This is a genomic window from Pseudomonas sp. NPDC090208 (assembly GCF_044746785.1).
Taxonomy (GTDB): domain Bacteria; phylum Pseudomonadota; class Gammaproteobacteria; order Pseudomonadales; family Pseudomonadaceae; genus Aquipseudomonas.
Window position 1 is genome coordinate 185,997 of the sequence record NZ_JBIVCU010000007.1, and the last position, 18,226, is coordinate 204,222.

General features: G+C 63.2%; 11 protein-coding genes. 9 read left to right on the top strand and 2 right to left on the bottom strand.

Annotated elements, in window-relative coordinates:
- Positions 1-6: 6 nt before the first annotated feature.
- Positions 7-480, bottom strand: coding sequence for a DUF1289 domain-containing protein (locus ACIPL0_RS14230; protein WP_400597247.1), 474 nt, complete (start codon positions 478-480; stop codon positions 7-9).
- A gap of 438 nt (positions 481-918) precedes the next feature.
- On the opposite strand from ACIPL0_RS14230, the gene acnB reads away from it, so the two are divergent.
- Positions 919-3,519, top strand: a complete 2,601-nt coding sequence (gene acnB, locus ACIPL0_RS14235; RefSeq protein ID WP_400597246.1) for a bifunctional aconitate hydratase 2/2-methylisocitrate dehydratase — start codon at positions 919-921, stop codon at positions 3,517-3,519.
- Between the two features lie 583 nt (positions 3,520-4,102).
- Complete coding sequence (locus ACIPL0_RS14240; protein ID WP_400597245.1) at positions 4,103-4,612, top strand: GNAT family N-acetyltransferase; 510 nt, start codon at positions 4,103-4,105, stop codon at positions 4,610-4,612.
- A gap of 311 nt (positions 4,613-4,923) precedes the next feature.
- Here the strand turns inward: ACIPL0_RS14240 and ACIPL0_RS14245 are convergent, their stop codons facing one another.
- Positions 4,924-9,780, bottom strand: a complete 4,857-nt coding sequence (locus ACIPL0_RS14245) for an NAD-glutamate dehydrogenase (protein WP_400597244.1) — start codon at positions 9,778-9,780, stop codon at positions 4,924-4,926.
- 602 nt (positions 9,781-10,382) lie between these two features.
- On the opposite strand from ACIPL0_RS14245, the gene ACIPL0_RS14250 reads away from it, so the two are divergent.
- From ACIPL0_RS14250 to ACIPL0_RS14280, 7 genes are all read left to right on the top strand, one after another.
- Positions 10,383-10,742, top strand: coding sequence for a hypothetical protein (locus ACIPL0_RS14250; protein ID WP_400597243.1), 360 nt, complete (start codon positions 10,383-10,385; stop codon positions 10,740-10,742).
- A gap of 441 nt (positions 10,743-11,183) precedes the next feature.
- Complete coding sequence (locus ACIPL0_RS14255; protein ID WP_400597242.1) at positions 11,184-12,143, top strand: AAA family ATPase; 960 nt, start codon at positions 11,184-11,186, stop codon at positions 12,141-12,143.
- Between the two features lie 4 nt (positions 12,144-12,147).
- On the top strand, positions 12,148-13,092 hold the full coding sequence (locus ACIPL0_RS14260; RefSeq protein ID WP_400597241.1) for a DUF58 domain-containing protein: 945 nt from the start codon (positions 12,148-12,150) through the stop codon (positions 13,090-13,092).
- Positions 13,089-13,583 carry a DUF4381 domain-containing protein gene (locus ACIPL0_RS14265; RefSeq protein ID WP_400597240.1) on the top strand — a complete coding sequence of 165 codons (495 nt, stop codon included), beginning with the start codon at positions 13,089-13,091 and terminating at the stop codon, positions 13,581-13,583. Before ACIPL0_RS14260 ends, ACIPL0_RS14265 begins: the two co-directional genes overlap by 4 nt.
- Complete coding sequence (locus ACIPL0_RS14270; protein WP_400597239.1) at positions 13,576-14,643, top strand: vWA domain-containing protein; 1,068 nt, start codon at positions 13,576-13,578, stop codon at positions 14,641-14,643. The genes ACIPL0_RS14265 and ACIPL0_RS14270 overlap by 8 nt, the downstream gene beginning before the upstream one ends.
- Complete coding sequence (locus ACIPL0_RS14275; protein ID WP_400597238.1) at positions 14,640-16,358, top strand: VWA domain-containing protein; 1,719 nt, start codon at positions 14,640-14,642, stop codon at positions 16,356-16,358. The genes ACIPL0_RS14270 and ACIPL0_RS14275 overlap by 4 nt, the downstream gene beginning before the upstream one ends.
- Positions 16,355-18,049, top strand: a complete 1,695-nt coding sequence (locus tag ACIPL0_RS14280; protein WP_400597237.1) for a BatD family protein — start codon at positions 16,355-16,357, stop codon at positions 18,047-18,049. The genes ACIPL0_RS14275 and ACIPL0_RS14280 overlap by 4 nt, the downstream gene beginning before the upstream one ends.
- The last annotated feature ends 177 nt before the right edge of the window (positions 18,050-18,226 follow it).

The window sequence follows — 18,226 nt, forward strand, 5'->3', positions numbered from 1 at the left end:
TCGACATTAGCCCCCGCCCATCGCATCCTTCAGAAACCCCGGCGCGATATAGCGTTCGTAATGCGCCTCGGACAGCAGGAAGAACTCCCGATCAATGGCATCGCGCAGGTCCGGCAGCGACCAGTCGCGGAATTCCGGCAGCAGGACCATGCCGTAGGCTTCCAGATCGTTGATCATCCGTGCGCCCCGGGCGATCAGCTGGTAAGCCCAGCAATATTCCGACTGCTGCGGCACGAAGCGAATCTTGCGCTGCTCCAGTTGCTGACGCAGTTTCGCCGGGTCGAACACCTCGACCTTGGCCGTCATCACCTGCACCAGCAATTGCTCGAGACGCAGCCAGACGGCGCGCTTCTCAGCCTCGTTGTAGCCGTTCCAGTGGATCACTTCATGGTGGAAACGCTTGCAGCCGCGACACACCAGATCGCCGTAGACGGTGGAACACAGGCCCACGCAGGGCGTCTTGATGATGTGGTTGGGCATGGCGGAAAAACACGGCGGCGGACGAAACAGGCCAACATGTTAGCCCTTTGTCTAACGGGGTACACCCCTGAAGATGTAGGGGCTAACTTACCTTTCGGTTTTTTTTGCCGTAGAATCACCGGGCCTTTTAAGGCGCCAATGTCCGTTGGAAGCTGTTTTCAAAGCGTCACGAGCACAGTCCAGGATCTGTACGGAAAGTCGGCGAGCCGCCACTTTCCCTATGGAACCTTACCCCGCAGTACGGTTTGGCGCAGGAGCAATCCTGCGTCCCCTCCCTCCAGAGCCGTTCATGCAGGCGTAAAACTTTGAAAACAGCTTCTGTTGGAGATCGTCAGCTTCCTGCCGGAAAACTCAAAAAGTTTTAAAGCGCACGGCTGCGGACTTTCTCTGGATGAGCGTCCCGGACACCCATTTGGGACCACTGATGAGGGTAATACTGTGCTTGAAGCCTACCGTAAACACATCGAAGAGCGTGCCGCCCAGGGTATCGTGCCCCAGCCGCTTAACGCCGAACAAACCGCAGGCCTGGTCGAGCTGCTGAAAAACCCACCGGCTGGCGAAGAAGCTGTCCTGCTCGACCTGATCACCAATCGCGTTCCACCGGGAGTTGACGAAGCTGCTTACGTCAAGGCCGGTTTCCTCTCCGCTCTGGCCAAGGGCGAAGTCACTTCCCCGCTGCTGGACAAGAAACGCGCTGTAGAACTGCTCGGCACCATGCAGGGCGGCTACAACATCGTGACCATGGTTGACCTGCTGGACGACGCCGAGCTGGCCGCCGTTGCCGCAGAGCAACTGAAGCACACCCTGCTGATGTTCGACGCGTTCCACGACGTCGCTGAAAAAGCCAAGAACGGCAACGCACACGCCAAGGCCGTGCTGCAGTCCTGGGCTGACGGCGAATGGTTCCAGAAGCGTCCGACCCTGGCCGAGAAAATCAGCCTGCGCGTCTTCAAGGTCACCGGCGAAACCAACACCGACGACCTGTCGCCGGCGCCGGACGCCTGGTCCCGCCCCGACATCCCGCTGCACGCCCTGGCCATGCTGAAAATGGCCCGTGACGGCATCGTGCCTGACGTACAAGGCGCCATCGGCCCGATGAAGCAGATCGAAGAAATGCGCGGTCAAGGCTTCCCTATCGCCTACGTCGGTGACGTGGTCGGTACCGGTTCTTCGCGTAAATCGGCGACCAACTCGGTGCTGTGGTTCTTCGGCGACGACATCCCGTACGTGCCGAACAAGCGTGGCGGCGGCTTCTGCTTCGGCAGCAAGATCGCTCCGATCTTCTACAACACCATGGAAGACGCCGGCGCTCTGCCAATCGAATTCGATGTCTCGAACATCAACATGGGCGACGTCATCGACGTTTACCCATACGCTGGCAAAGTGTGCAAACACGACAGCGACGAAGTGATCACCACTTTCGAACTGAAAACCCCGGTCCTGCTGGACGAAGTCCGCGCCGGCGGCCGTATCCCGCTGATCGTTGGCCGTGGCCTGACCAGCAAGGCTCGCGCCGAACTGGGTCTGCCGCCTTCGACCCTGTTCAAGCTGCCTGAAGTTCCTGCTGCCAGCACCAAGGGTTTCACCCTGGCGCAAAAAATGGTCGGCAAGGCGTGCGGCACCGAAGGTATCCGTCCGGGCACCTACTGCGAACCGAAGATGACCACCGTCGGTTCCCAGGACACCACCGGTCCAATGACCCGTGACGAACTGAAAGACCTGGCGTGCCTGGGTTTCTCCGCCGATCTGGTAATGCAGTCGTTCTGCCACACCGCCGCTTATCCAAAGCCGATCGACGTCAAGACCCACCACACCCTGCCTGACTTCATCATGACCCGTGGCGGCGTTTCCCTGCGTCCGGGCGACGGCATCATCCACAGCTGGCTGAACCGCATGCTGCTGCCGGACACCGTCGGTACCGGTGGTGACTCGCACACCCGTTTCCCGATCGGCATCTCGTTCCCGGCCGGTTCCGGTCTGGTTGCGTTCGCCGCAGCCACCGGCGTCATGCCGCTGGACATGCCGGAGTCGATCCTGGTTCGCTTCAAGGGCAAGCTGCAGCCTGGCGTCACCCTGCGTGACCTGGTTCATGCCATCCCTTACTACGCGATCCAGAAAGGCCTGCTGACCGTCGAGAAGAAAGGCAAGAAAAACGCCTTCTCCGGCCGCATCCTGGAGATCGAAGGTCTGGAATCCCTGACCGTCGAGCAAGCCTTCGAACTGTCCGACGCTTCGGCCGAGCGCTCTGCCGCCGGTTGCACCATCAAGCTGTCGAAAGAGTCGATCAGCGAGTACCTGAACTCCAACATCACCCTGCTGCGCTGGATGATCGCGGAAGGTTACGGCGATCCACGTACCCTGGAGCGTCGTGCTCAGGCGATGGAAGCCTGGGTGGCCAACCCTGAGCTGCTGGAAGCCGACAAGGACGCCGAGTACGCCGAAGTCATCGAAATCGACCTGGCCGACGTCAAGGAGCCTGTGCTCTGCGCGCCGAACGACCCGGACGATGCCCGTCTGCTGTCGAGCGTGGCTGGCGAGAAGATCGACGAAGTGTTCATCGGCTCGTGCATGACCAACATCGGTCACTTCCGCGCTGCGGGCAAGCTGCTGGATCAGGTCAAGGGCCAGCTGCCAACCCGTCTGTGGCTGTCGCCGCCGACCAAGATGGACGCTCACCAGCTGACCGAGGAAGGCTACTACGGTATTTACGGCAAGGCCGGCGCGCGCATGGAAATGCCGGGCTGCTCGCTGTGCATGGGTAACCAGGCACGTGTGAACGCCAACGCCACCGTGGTTTCGACCTCGACCCGTAACTTCCCGAACCGTCTGGGTGACGGCGCGAACGTCTACCTGGCTTCGGCCGAGCTGGCGTCCGTGGCTTCCATCCTGGGTCGCCTGCCGACCGTCGAGGAGTACATGGAATACGCGGGCAAGATCGACAGCATGTCTGCCGATGTCTACCGCTACCTGAGCTTCGACCAGATCGCCGAGTTCCGTGAATCCGCTGCGAACGCCAAGATCCCGGTCGTTCAAGCGTAAGACCGAAACACAGCGTTGAAAGAACCCCGCCTCGGCGGGGTTTTTTTATGCCTATGGGTTTGGCGGGATGGCGGGATGGCGGGATGGCGCAACATTGATGCCCTTCGGGCGCATCGCGGGCAAGCCCGCTCCCACACTTTTTGCAACGTGCCATGGCCTGATGGACCGAGTGGGTAGCCCTTGGTGTCCGGCTGCGGATTTGAGGTGGGGCAGAAAAGGCGAACAACGGGGTCTTTCAGACTGCGGTACGTTGCAACAAATGTAGGAGCCGGCTTGCTGGCGAACAGCGGTGTGTCATTCAAATCCAGACCGCCTGACCCGACCCTTTCGCGGGCAAGCCACGCTCCTACGGCCTTTGGCCAGAAACCAAAGCGGCGCTATTCACCAGAATCGCGCTCAACACCAATCCTGTGGGAGCGGGCTTGCCCGCGAAGGCGGTGGATCAGTCGATATCGTGCTGACTAGAGTGACACCATCGCGGGCAAGCGCGCTCCTCCAGGATCAACACGCCGCTTGCCGATGGTCACTTGGACGAGAGCGCCTTTAAACTGTCAGACCACTCGCTTTCAAAGGATGAAACACAGTGAATGTCGCTTCCCCGCAGATCGTAATCCAACGCTTCTCCGAAACTCATATCGAGGGCGTCACGGCTTTATACAACGCCCCTGAGGTGTGTCGTCAGGTGCTGCAGATGCCCTATCAGTCAAATGAAGTCTGGCGTAAACGGCTGGCCGCAGGTGAGGACCGTGCAGTCCAACTGGTCGCCCTGCACGATGGCGACGTGATCGGCAACATCGGGTTGCATCAATACGCGCGAATTCGCCAAAGCCACATAGGCGCCATCGGGATGGCCGTCACCACACCATGGCAAGGAAAGGGTGTCGGATCAAAACTGATGGCAGCCGTACTGGATGTCGCCGACAACTGGATGAACCTGCACAGGGTTGAATTGACGGTGTACTTCGACAACGAAGCGGCGCTGGGCCTGTATCGCAAGTTCGGCTTCGAGGCAGAAGGACGTCTGCGCGACTACGCCGTTCGGGATGGCGCCTTCGTCGATGCGATCACCATGGCCAGAGTACGGCGAAGGTAAGTGTTGGTTTGGGATTTTTACTCTGATGCCCTGCGGGCCTTATCGCGAGCAAGCTCACTCCTACATTTTTTGCAACGTGCCGCAGCCTGACAGACCCCGTTGCCTGCCTTTTTCTTCAGCTTTAGATCCGGAGCCATGCGCCAAGGCTGACAACTCGGTCCAACAGCCCATGGCACGTTGCAAAAAATGTAGGAGTGAGCTTGCTCGCGATGCGCCCGAAGGGCATCAAAGTAAAAATTCCAAGCCAAAAAAAGCCCCGTATCTCTCGACACGGGGCTTCTTCTTGTCGCTTATAGCTTACCGCTTAAAGCTCAAATCACAGCTGTCTGCCCACTCATGGCCAGGTCCAGCAGCTCGCGGTTGGCCACTGCATACATCGCGTAGTCGTTACCGCTCGCGGCACGCAATTCAACCAGCATGGCGCGCCAGCGTTCGACCATGGACATGTGCTGATCCAGCCACAGGTTCAGGCGCTCTTCGACATCCGCCGGGCCGTTGGCCATTTGCAGGACGGATACGGTGATCGCCCGTTGCTGCCAGTCGACGTCGTCGCGGAATGCCTCGCGGGCCAGGGCCTGCCAGTTGTTCTCCACCGGCAAGGCACTGATCTGCTGCAAGTACCAGGTGATGTCCAGCGAGCTGCCCACGGCGAAGTACACCTTGGCCACGTCCGCAGCGTTCTGCCCGGTGACGTCGGAGGCTTCGATGATTGGCAGCAGCGTGTACAGGTGCGTGGTGCCGGCGACCATGCGCGCCAGCAACTCCGGCACACCGGCCTCGACGTACTCCTGATACCGCGCCTGCCAGTGCTCGCGGGTCGCGCCTTCCAGCAGTTCGTCCAGTTTCAGACCCAGCGCCGCCAGATGCGGACCGAAGTGCGCCACGTCGCGTGCCGCGTCCAGTTCGTTGCGACGGCTGCGCAGGAACCAGCGGGTGGCACGACGGCCAAGACGCATCAACTCGTCCATCAGCGCCAGCTGGATTTCAGCCGGCACCTTGTAGTCCAGCGCCTCGATCTGACGGAACCAGTGCGGCAGGTGGAAGATGTCACGCACGATCACGTAGGCACCGGCCACGTTGGCCGCGCTCATGCCGGTCGACTCTTTCAGCCGCTGCACGAAGGTGATGCCCATGTGGTTGACCAGATCGTTGGCGATCTGGGTGCTGACGATCTCGCGTTTCAGGCGGTGACGACGCATGGAATCGGAGAACTTCGACGCCAGCGACGGCGGGAACGCGGTTTCCATGTCACGGGCCAGATAGTCATCGTCCGGCACGCGGGATTCCAGCAGCGCTTCCTTCAAGTCGATCTTGCTGTAGGAGATCAGCACCGACAGTTCGGCCCGGGTCAGGCCTTTCTGTTCGGCGACGCGCTCGGCCAGTTGGTCCTCAGCCGGCAGGAACTCGATGGCGCGATCCAGCTTGCCGCGCGACTCCAGGTCGTTCATCAGACGCTTGTATTCGGCGATCCGCTCGTAGGCACGACGGGCCGCCAGGGACAGCGCCTGGGTCTGCTTGTAGTTGTTGCCCAGCACCAGATTGCCAACATCGTCGGTCATGCTTTCGAGCAGTTGGTTGCGCTGCTTCTCGGTCATGTCACCGGCCTGCACCACTTCGTTGAGCAGGATCTTGATGTTCACTTCGTGGTCGGAGCAGTCCACACCACCGGCGTTGTCGATGAAGTCGGTGTTGGTCGCACCACCGAGCAGGCCGAACTCGACGCGGCCCAGTTGGGTCATGCCCAGGTTGCCGCCCTCGCCCACCACTTTGCAGCGCAGCTGGTTGCCGTTGACGCGCAGGGCGTCGTTGGCCTTGTCGCCGACGTCGGCATGGCTTTCGGAGCTGGCCTTGACGTAGGTGCCGATGCCGCCGTTCCACAGCAGATCCACCGGCGCCTTGAGCAGCGCGTGCATCAGTTCGGTCGGGGTCAGCTTGTCGGCGCTGATGTCGAAGCGCTCTTTCATCTGCGGGGTGATGGTGATGCTCTTCGCGCTGCGCGGGAAGATACCGCCACCCTCGGACATGATGCTGGTGTCGTAGTCGGTCCAGGCCGAGCGCGGCAGGTCGAACAGACGCTGACGTTCGGCGAAGCTGCTGGCCGGATCCGGATTCGGGTCGATGAAGATGTGCAGGTGGTTGAATGCCGCCACCAGTTGCAGCTTGTCGGACATCAGCAGGCCGTTGCCGAACACGTCGCCGGCCATGTCGCCGACGCCGATCACGCTGATGCTGTCTTGCTGCACGTTGATGCCGCGTTCGCGGAAGTGACGCTGTACGCCGACCCACGCGCCCTTGGCGGTGATGCCCATCTTTTTGTGGTCGTAACCGGCCGAACCGCCGGAAGCGAACGCATCGCCCAGCCAGAAGCCGTAGTCGATGGCGATGCCGTTGGCGATGTCGGAGAAGGTTGCAGTACCTTTGTCCGCCGCCACCACCAGGTACGGGTCATCGTCGTCATGACGCACGACGTTGGCCGGCGGCACCAAGGCTCCTTCTTTCAGGTTGTCGGTGATGTCCAGCAGACCGGAAATGAAGATGCGGTAGCAGGCGATGGCTTCGGCCTGGATCTCGTCGCGGCTGCCGGTGGTCGGCAGACGACGTGGCAGGAAGCCACCTTTGGCGCCGACCGGCACGATGACCGAGTTCTTCACCTGTTGAGCCTTGACCAGACCCAGCACCTCGGTGCGGAAGTCTTCCTCGCGGTCCGACCAGCGCAGGCCGCCACGGGCGACGTTGCCGAAACGCAGATGCACGCCTTCGACGCGCGGCGAATAGACGAAGATTTCGAACTTCGGTACCGGCTTGGGCAGCTCTGGAATCAGACGCGGGTTGAACTTGAAGCTGAAGTAGCTCTTGTTCTGGCCGTTGGCGTCGGTCTGGTAGAAGTTGGTGCGCATGGTCGCCTTGATCAGGTCAAGGTAGCGACGCAGGATGCGGTCTTCGTTGAGCACCTGAACGTTGTCCAGCGCGGCAAGAATCGCCTGCTCCAGACGCTGTTGCATGTCGTCCAGATCGCCACCGGACAGCTTGCGCGCGAGGTAGAAGCGGGTCTTGAACAGACGGGTCAGTTCGCGGGCGATGTCGGCGTGGTTGTTCAGCGTGCTGGCGATATAACCCAGGTCGAAGCCCAGACGGATCTGCTTCAGGTAACGGGCATAAGCGCGCAGCAGCGCCACGTCGCGCCATGGCAGACCGGCGGTCAGCACCAGACGGTTGAACGCATCGTTCTCGGCTTCACCACGGACGATGTGGACAAAGGCGTCCTGCAGGGTGTCGTTGAGCTGTTGCAGGTCCAGGTTCAGACCTTCGCCATAGGTGAAGGCGAAGTCATGAATCCAGAACTCGCGACCGTTGGTGTGACGCAGGCGATACGGGAACTCGCCCAGCACGCGCAGGCCGAGGTTTTCCAGAATCGGCAGCACGTCGGACAGCGCCAGCGGGGTGTCGGCGTGGTACAGCTTGCAGTGCAGCTGCGCCTTGTCGCCGGACAGCGGCTGATAGAAGCTCATCACCAGCGGCTTGGCTTCGGACAGGTTCAGCACGTGCTGCATGTCGACTACGGCCGAATGCGCGGCGAAACGCTCGCGATAACCGGCCGGGAAGCCTTTCGGGAAGTCGGCCAGCACGTTGGTGCCCTGGGCTTCGCCGAAGCTTTCGATGACCAGGCTTTCGTAGTCGTCCTTCCACGAACGGCAGGCCTGGATGACTTCGTTTTCCAGTTGCTGCGGGTCGATGTCGAGGGTGACTTTCGGGTCGACGCGCAGAATCAGTTGCACGCGGGCCAGCACCGACTCGGAGAAGAAGGTCCAGAACTCGCAATCGCTGGCCTTCAGGCGCTCCATCAGCACCTGCTGGATCTTCTGCCGGGTTTCGGTGGAGTAGACGTCACGCGGCACGTAGGCCAGGCAGTAGCAGAAGCGGCCGTACGGATCCTTGCGCAGGAACACGCGGATCTTGTTGCGCTCCTGGATCTGCACGATCGACATGACGGTGCTGAACAGCTCGTCCACCGGGGTCTGGAACAGGTCGTCGCGCGGCAGCACTTCGACCACTTGCGCCAGCTCCTTGCCCAGGTGCGCCTTGGCGTCAAAACCGGAGCGGCGCTCGACTTCGGCGACCTTGCGGCGAATGTACGGAATGTTGCGCACGCTCTCGCCATACACCGACGAGGTGTACAGGCCCATGAAGCGGCATTCCTTGAGGACCTTGCCGCTGGCATCGATCTGGCGAATCGACACGTAGTCCGGGTAGGCCGGACGGTGTACGCGGCTTGGCGCCGCGGCCTTGGCGAAGGACAGCAGGGTCGGCTCATGCAGGTAGTTCACCGCATAGCCTTCGATGTGCAGGTCTTCCGGGGTCAGGCCGGCGCGCAGCAGCTTGGTCAGGCCGAGGAACGACGCCGGGTCGTAGGTCAGCTGGCCGCCTTCGCCGTCACCGCTGACGGTGAATTCTTCATAGCCGAGGAAGGTGAAGTGGTTGTTCACCAGCCATTCGAGGAAGACTTTGACCTCGGCCTTCTCCTCGGCGTCGACGTGGTATTCGATGGCGTCGATACCGGCCAGCAGCTCATGCAGCTTGGCCTTCATCGGCTCGAAATCCTCGACCGCTACCCGCACTTCGCTCAGCACCTGCTCCAGCTCGCGGGCCAGCACGTTCAGCTCGCTGGCGTTGGCGGTGCGGTCGATCTCCAGATACATCAGCGACTCTTGCAGCACGCCCTCGCCCGTGGTGCCCTTGGGCAGCAGTTCGAGCAGCTGACCTTTCTCGTCGCGGCGTACGCTGAGGACGGTGGTCTGCAGGGTGTGGATGCTGTAGCCGCGGCGGTTCAGCTCGGTGCGGACCGAGTCGACCAGGAACGGCAGGTCGTGGTGCAGCACCTCGACCGCGGTGTGCGTGGATTGCCAGCCATGGCGCTCGTAATCGGGGTTGTAGACCCGCACCTGCGGCGTGCCGTGCTCGAAACGCTCCAGCAGGCGCCAGGCGGAAAGGGTGCAACCGGCGAGGTCGGACAGCCGACGCTGGGTCAGCTCGTCGAGGGAAATGATGCCGAAGAATTGATCGGCGAACAGCGCCACTTGTGGCAGTGCCTGTTCACTGATGTGCTGGGCCAGTGCCGCTCGCAGTTGATGCTGGAAGTCGGACTTGCTGGCTGCGGTGAAAAACGCCATCTGTGGTACTCCGCTTGGGCTCTTATATAGGAGTGATGCGTGTGTGTCGGGGTCGTGCGTCACGATTGCGTCTGATCGATGATAGTCAGCAATTCGTGACAGCGAGCAGTGCGTGGGCATCTGCGCCATGACTCGCGCGCGTCGTGTGTGCAGCGTCACAGTTGTTCGACCCCGATGAAGATCGGCGAGGCGTCTGCCCAGGCAGGCTCGACCCCGCGTCCGTTCACCTGCCACGCAGCTTAACGACAGCGGCCATATGCCCGCTTGCAGGGCTGCGACATATTCGGACATCGACTTGCGAATCGGCATGGGCCATGCCGAACAGGAATAGCGGCAATGGCGCGGACGTGGGCGCAAGGCACGCCTTTTGTAGGAGCTGGCTTGTCCTGCGAGCGGCTGCGAAGCAGTCGTAAACCAGGCAAACGCGGTCTGTCAGGAAAACCGCGTGTACAGGTTTTACGACGACTTCGTCGCCGCTCGCAGGGCAAGCCAGCTCCTACAAATGAACGTCGTACGAGCCCCGGTTTCGTCGCCCTGCGAGCAAAAATCGCTCAAGACTGGCAAAATCCGCACTTACCCGGAACATCGACAGGACCGCTCCCATGCACATGACCACTGACCTCTTTTTCCACGAGCCCCGCGACGAGGAAGAAGACGACCTGGCGACGGCCTTCTGCCATGCCGAAAACGGCGACCTGTTCATGCTGGCGCGCTTCCCGGACGAGGAAGAGGTCGATATCACCTTTCTCGACGACACCATTCATGTCGACAGCCACCTGAAGGTGTCGCTGGACGCCACGTGTCTGCGCGTGGAAATCGATGCAGCCGACGCCGGGCCGCTGGGTGGTGACACGGTTTACGAGATCGCCCACAAGATGCCCCCGGAAGACCTGGCCGAACTGGACGCCACGCTGCGGATCATCCTCAAGGATGTCGGCACCTATGTCAGCGAAATTGCCTGATGTTCGTAAACGACACGATGCCGGTGGGAGGGAGCCCTGCTCGCGAAAGCGTCATTCCAGTCAATGCCGGTCAGACAGGCAGACCGCTTTCGCGAGCAGAGCTCCCTCCCACGGCCTTCGGCCAGAAGCAAAAGCGCGGAGTGTTTACCGCTCCGTAGCAGTCCGGCTTGCCGGCGGTTGCGATTCCACAGGCGTCTCCGCCAGCAAGCCGGACGGCTACCGGTCAGGTTCTCGGATCTTCCAAGATCGGTGAACGCCCGCGGCAACAGCAGTATTTCCCGCAACCTGTCAGACAATTCTCTTTTTTGCCCCGCCCGCCAGGGCAAATGCTGAAAAAACCCCTTGCGCCGTTAGTCGCCGCCCCCTCGGATGGATTAAAGTAACGCCCCCAGCCTCGGTGCCCTTTTGGCACTGCGCCTACCCTGCCAGGAACCGTCATCGATGGAACATCGTGAAGCGTTGATCGCGCTGCGAACCTTTCTCTCCACTCAGATTCTCGGGCAGGAGAAGCTGGTCGAGCGCCTGTTGATCGCGCTGCTCGCCGACGGCCACATGCTGGTCGAAGGCGCGCCGGGTCTGGCGAAGACCAAGGCGATCAAGGAGCTGGCCGAAGGCATCGAAGCGCAGTTCCACCGCATCCAGTTCACCCCTGACCTGCTGCCGGCCGACATCACCGGCACCGAGATCTATCGTCCGGAAACCGGCAGTTTCGTGTTCCAACAGGGGCCGATCTTTCACAACCTGGTGCTGGCCGACGAAATCAACCGCGCCCCGGCCAAGGTCCAGTCGGCGTTGCTGGAGGCCATGGCCGAGCGCCAGGTCAGCGTCGGTCGCAGTACCTACGACCTGTCGCCGCTGTTTCTGGTAATGGCCACACAGAACCCCATCGAGCAGGAAGGCACCTATCCGCTGCCGGAAGCCCAGCTCGACCGTTTCCTGATGCACGTGAAGATCGGCTTCCCCGACGCCACCGTCGAACGCAAGATTCTCCAGCAGGCCCGTGGCGAAGCGCTGCACGGCGAGGCCAAACCCGAACGGCGGGTCAGCCAGCAGGCGATTTTCGCCGCGCGCAAGGAAATCCTCGGTCTGTACATGGCCGATGCGGTGGAGGAATACCTGGTGCAACTGGTCATGGCCACCCGCACGCCGGCCAAGTTCGACGCCGAGCTGGCCGAGTGGATCGGCTACGGCGCCAGCCCGCGCGGCTCGATTTCCCTGGACCGTTGCGCCCGCGCCCATGCCTGGCTGGCCGGGCGGGATTTCGTCAGCCCCGAAGACATCCAGGCGATGGTCTTCGATGTGTTGCGCCACCGCATCATTCTGTCCTTCGAGGCCGAGGCCGCGGGCATCGATCAGGACCGGGTGATCCAGCGCATTCTCGACGTCGTCGCCGTCGCCTGATCCCATGCAACCCTACCTGCTTCCTCAGCCGGGCATCCGCATCAGCCTCGCCGACCTGATCGAGATGCGCCATCGCGTGCGCGAGGTGCAGCTGTTTTCCACGCCCAGCCAGCGCAGCCCGCTGATCGGTCTGCACCACTCCAAGCTGCGCGGGCGTGGCGTGGACTTCGATCAGGTGCGCGTGTATCAGGCCGGCGACGACGTGCGCGCCATCGACTGGCGTGTCACCGCGCGGACCCAGGAGCCGCACACCAAGCTGTTCCATGAAGAACGCGAACGGCCGATCTTCATCATGGTCGAGCAGAGCCGCCGGCTGTTCTTCGGCTCCGGGCTGATGTTCAAGTCGGTGCTGGCGGCGCAGGCGGCGGCGCTGGTCGGCTGGGCCGCGCTGGGTCACAACGACCGGGTCGGCGGGCTGGTGTTTGGCGACAACGAGCATTACGAAATCAAACCCCGGCGCAGCAAGCAGAGCCTGTTGCAGCTGCTCAACCGGCTGGTGCGCGCCAACCAGTCGCTGCACACCGAAGCCGCACCCGACCGCGACAGTTTCGGCGTGGCCCTGCGTCGGGCCCGCGAAGTGCTGCGCCCCGGCAGTCTGGTGATCATTCTGTGTGACGAACGCGCCCTGTCCGACGCCGCCGAGCAGCAATTGAGCCTGCTGTCGCGGCACTGCGACCTGCTGCTGTTGCCGCTGTCCGACCCGCTCGATCACGCCCTGCCCGCCTCCGGTCTGCTGCGTTTCGCCGAACGCGGCGCGCAACTGGAGCTGGACACCCTGAACCCTGACTTGCGCCAGACCTATCGCGCCCAGGGCGAAGCGCGGCAGGCACGCTGGGAACTGCTGGCGCAAAAGCTGCGGGTGTTGATGATGCCGCTGAGCACCCAGCGCGAGATGGTCGAGCAACTGCGCGAGTACATCAACGGCGAGCCCGTGGTGAAAGCACCATGAGCTCACTGGACGACCTGCAACCGCTGATCCTGCCGCCGCCAGTCAGTGCCTGGCCTCCGGCGCCGGGCTGGTGGCTGTTGCTGCTGCTCGTGCCGCTGCTGGGTTACGGCCTGTGGCAGGCACGTCGTCTGCTGCCGAAAAAGGCTGCGACCGAGCCGCAGGAACAACCGCTCGATCCTTTGCGTCAGGCCGCGCTGCTGGAACTGGCGCAACTGCCCAAACCCTACGACGGTGCGCCGGCCGGCGCCTGGCTGCAGCAGATCAACGGCCTGCTCAAGCGCCTGTGCCGCAACCATTACCCGAACAGCCACAGCCATACCCTCAACGGCCGCAAGTGGCTGGCGTTCCTCGACAACCGCTGCCCGGCGGCGGGTCTGACCCGCTGGATGATTCTGGTGGAAGGCGCCTACAAGCCCGAATGCAAACTCGACGACAAGGCCATCAACGGCCTGACCCAGTCGGTCGAGACCTGGATTCGCAAACATGTTTGAGTTCGCCTGGCCCTGGGCCTTCGCCGTGCTGCCACTGCCGTGGCTGCTGCGCATCGTGCTGCCGGTGGCCGACAGCGGCGAGGCCGCGCTCAAGGTCAGCTTTCTCGACGAGCTGGAAGGTCTGGCCGGTCGCCGCGCCCGGGCCAACCTGCCCGGCTGGCGTCGGCAGTTGCCGTTCGTCCTGATCTGGCTGTTGCTGCTGTTTGCCGCCGCACGCCCGCAATGGCTCGGCGAACCGTTGCCGGTGGCCGCCAGTGGCCGCGACCTGCTGGTGGCGGTGGACGTGTCCGGGTCGATGGATTACCCGGACATGGTCTGGCAGAGCGATGAAGTCAGCCGGCTGACCCTGGTCAAAAAGCTGCTCGGCGACTTTCTCGAACACCGCCAGGGTGACCGCGTCGGCCTGATCCTGTTCGGCAGCCAGGCCTATCTACAAGCGCCGCTGACCTTCGACCGCAAGACCGTGCGGGTCTGGCTGGACGAAGCGCGGATCGGCATCGCCGGCAAGAACACCGCCATCGGCGACGCCATCGGTCTGGCCCTGAAACGTCTGCGCCAGCGCCCGGCGCAGAGCCGCGTGCTGATTCTGGTCACCGACGGCGCCAACAATGCCGGGCAGATCGACCCGGCAACGGCGGCGCGGCTGGCCGCCAGCGAAGGCGTGAAGATTTACCCGATCGGCATTGGTGCCGACCCGGACAAGGGCGCCACCAGCATTCTCGGCCTCAACCCGAGCCTGGACCTGGATGAACCGGCCCTGCGCGAAATCGCCGACATCAGCGGCGGTCAGTACTTCCGCGCCCGTGATGGTGCGCAGCTGGAACAGATCGGCAAGACCCTCGATGCGCTGGAGCCTGTCAGCCAGCAGCCGACCCAGGCTCGCCCGGCCCAGGCGCTGTATCAGTGGCCGCTGGCGCTGGCCCTGCTGTTGAGCATCCTGCTGGTGATCCACGAACGCTGGCCGCACAACCCGCTGTACCGTTTCCTTGCCCGTCAGCCGGTGCTGCATCAGGGGCCGCAATGGCGGCAACGCTTCAAGCGTCTGCGGAGGCGGCGATGACAACTTTCTGGCCTTACTGGCTGCGGCCCTGGTGGCTGCTGGTGCTGCCGTTGCTCGGCTGGCTGCTGTGGCATCTATGGCATCGGCAGAAACGCATCGGCCGCTGGCAGATGATTTTGCCGCCAGCGTTCCATGCCGCGTTGCTCAGCGGCGGCAGTGGTCGCGAAAGCAAACTGCCGTGGATCGTCCTTGGTTGTGGCTGGCTGCTGGCCGTGCTGGCGTTGCTCGGGCCGAGCTGGCAGCGGGTCGAGCAGACCAGCCAGAAACCGGTCGATCCGCTGGTGATCGTGCTCGAACTGACCCCGGAAATGCTCGCCGCCGACAGCCCGCCGACCCGTCTGGAACAGGCCCGGCGCAAACTGCTCGATCTGCTGCAGGCGCGCAGCGATGCGCAGACCGCGATCATCGTCTATGCCGGCAGCGCCCATACGCTGGTGCCGCTGTCGGACGACCTCGGCACCAGCAAGAACCTGCTCGACGCTATCAAGCCGTCGATCATGCCCGAAGCCGGCCAGCGTGCCGATCTGGCGGTACACAAGGCGCTGGAACTGTTACGTCAAGGCGATCTCGGCCAGGGCCGCCTGCTGTGGGTCGGCTCATCGCTGAGTGACAGCGAGCGTCAGGGCATTCGTATGGCGCTCAATGGCGACGCCCCGCCCTTGCTGTTGCTCGGTGTCGGCACCGCCGAGGGCGCGCCGGTCACTCAGGAGAAAGGCGGTTTCCTCAAGGACGCCCAAGGCGGCATCCTGGTGCCGCGTCTGGACAGCGCCAGCCTCAAGGACTTCGCCGACAGCCTGGGCGGGCATTACACCGCCTTGCGCCTGGACAACGACGACCTGCAGGATCTCGGCCTGTTGCAGGGCCCGAAAGACCTGCGCAGTCAGGGCCGCACCGTGCAGCTCGACAGCTGGGCAGATCAGGGTTACTGGCTGTTGCTGCCGCTGTTGCTGCTGGCGGCCTGCGCCGGTCGTCGCGGCTGGCTGCTGTGCCTGCCGCTGCTGATGCTGGTGCCGCAACACAGCTACGCTTTCGACTTCGAAGGCCTGTGGCGGCGCCCTGACCAGCAGGGCGAACGGCTGTTGCAGCGTCACCGTCCAGCGCAGGCGGCGCAACGCTTCGAAGACCCGCAGTGGCAAGGCATCGCTTTGTATCAAGCTGGCGATTACGCCGGTGCCGCCCAGCGCTTCGCTCAGGGCAACAGCGCCGCCGACCATTACAATCGCGGCAACGCCCTGGCCCGTAGCGGCGAGCTGGAAGCGGCCCTGGATGCCTTCGAGCAGGCACTGGAGCGTCAGCCGGAATTCCCCGCGGCAACCGCCAACAAGGCGCTGGTCGAACAATTGCTGGAACAAGGCAAACAGCCACAGAACGAAGACAGCGAGCAGGACAAGGCCGACAGCGAGAACGACAACGAGAACGCGCAACAAGGCCCGGTCGAACAGCAACAGGCCAATCCGCAGAACACGCCGCAGAGCAATGAAGACGCCAACAGCGGCAGCTCGCAGGACGTGTTCGGCAACGCGCAGGACGACGGCCCTTCGCCTGACGCCGACGAGCCGACCCGAGCGCCGGTCCGCCCCGCCGACAACGCGATGAACGGCGAACAGCGCCAGGCCCTCGAACAGTGGCTGCGACAGATTCCCGACGAACCCGGCGAGCTGCTGCGACGCAAGTTCTGGTATGAACAACAGCAGCATCAGGAAAAGACCCGATGAGTCGAATGCGTACGTTGATCACCGTCTGTCTGTTGTGCCTGTACGCGCTCTGCGTACAGGCCGAGACGGATGCGCCTGCGCTGCTTTCCAGCGTCGACCGCACACGGGTCAACACCGGGGAAACCGTCGAGCTGACCCTGGAAACCGACGATGCCACCGTGTTTGGCCGCCCGGACATGAGCGCGCTGGACGCCGACTTTGAAGTGCGCGACACCCGCCAGCTCAACAGCCTGACCACCCTTGAAGGCAACGTTCACGCCACCACCCGCTGGCTGATCACGCTGATGCCGCGCCACAGCGGCTCCATCGAAATTCCCCCTCTGAAACTGGGCGAACTGGTCAGCCAGCCGATCACCCTGCAGGTGGTTGAAGTCGAGCCTTCGGCCAGCGGCCAGGAACAGAAGCTGGACCCGGTGTTCATGGAAGCCAGCCTCGATCAGGACACGGTCTACGTGCAGGCCCAGGCGGTACTGACCGTGCGCGTCTATCACTCGGTGTCGCTGTTCGACGACAGCAACCTGACGCCGCTGCAAATGGCCGACGTGCGCATCGAAAAACTCGGCGACACGCGCACCTATGAAAAGCAGATCAACGGCATCCGCCATGGCGTGATCGAAATGCGCTATGCGCTGTACCCGCAACAGAGCGGCGACCTGACCATTCCGCCCCAGGAGTTCAGCGCCACGCTGGTGCAGGAGGCCGCCGACGCCGGGCAAACCACCGCCGCTGCGGCCAATCCCGGCAGCGTTGCGCCGCCGGCGCCGAAAGCCGGGCGGCTGATGCACGTCAACTCACTGCCGCTGGTGCTCAAGGTCAAGCCACAACCGGCGCACTACCCGGCCAACACGCCGTGGCTGCCGGCGCGCAGCATCAGCCTCAGCGAGACCTGGAGCCCGGACCCGGCGCACAGCCAGATCGGCGACTCGCTGACCCGCACCCTGCTGCTCAAGGCCGAGGGCCTGTCCAGCGCCCAGTTGCCGCCGCTGCCGGCCACCGAAGTCAGCGCCCTGCGCCGCTACCCGGATCAGCCGCAGTTGAGCAACCAGGCCGGCGAACGTGGTCTGACCGGCACCCGCGAAGAGCGTGAGGCGCTGGTGCCGAACCGGCCGGGCGCCATTGAGGTGCCGGCGGTGGATCTGGTCTGGTGGAACACCCTGGAAGATCATCTGGAACACAGCGCCCTGCCCGCCCGCACCCTGCAGGTCAGCACCAACCCGGCGCTGGCGGTGGACATGCCGGTCAGTGACGGCAACGGCGTGACCGTGATCGGGCCGCCGCTGTGGCCATGGCAGTTGAGCACCGTGCTGTTGAGTTTCACCACCCTGCTCGGCTTTGGCCTGTGGTGGCGGGCGCGCTGGCAGCCGGCGCTGACCCGTGTCGCCCAGGCCGGCCCCAGCCCGCGCACGGTACTCGACGATCTGAAACGCGCCTGCCTGGCCAACGACCCGCAGGCAACCCGCCAGGCCCTCGACGCCTGGGCCCGCCAGCAACCGGAAACCCTGGCCGACATGGCCGCCCGTTTCGTGCCGCTGTCCGACGCGCTGGATGGCCTCAACGGCGCGCTGTACAGCGAAACCGGCAAGCTGTGGCTGGGCGAAGAATTGTGGCGCGCAGTCAAGGCACTGCCCGCCGTGGAAAAACCGCAGGACAGCAATGGCAGCGACAGCCTGCCGCCGTTGTATCCGAAATGACGAATTGACACACACCCTGTAGGAGCGCGCTTGCCTACGATTTTTTGTAGGAGCTGGCTTGCCCTGCGAGCGGCGACGGAGTCGTCGTAAAACCTGAGCATGCGGTATGCCTGGCACTCCCAATGTGTATGGTTTTACGACTGCTTCGCAGCCGCTCGCAGGACAAGCCAGCTCCTA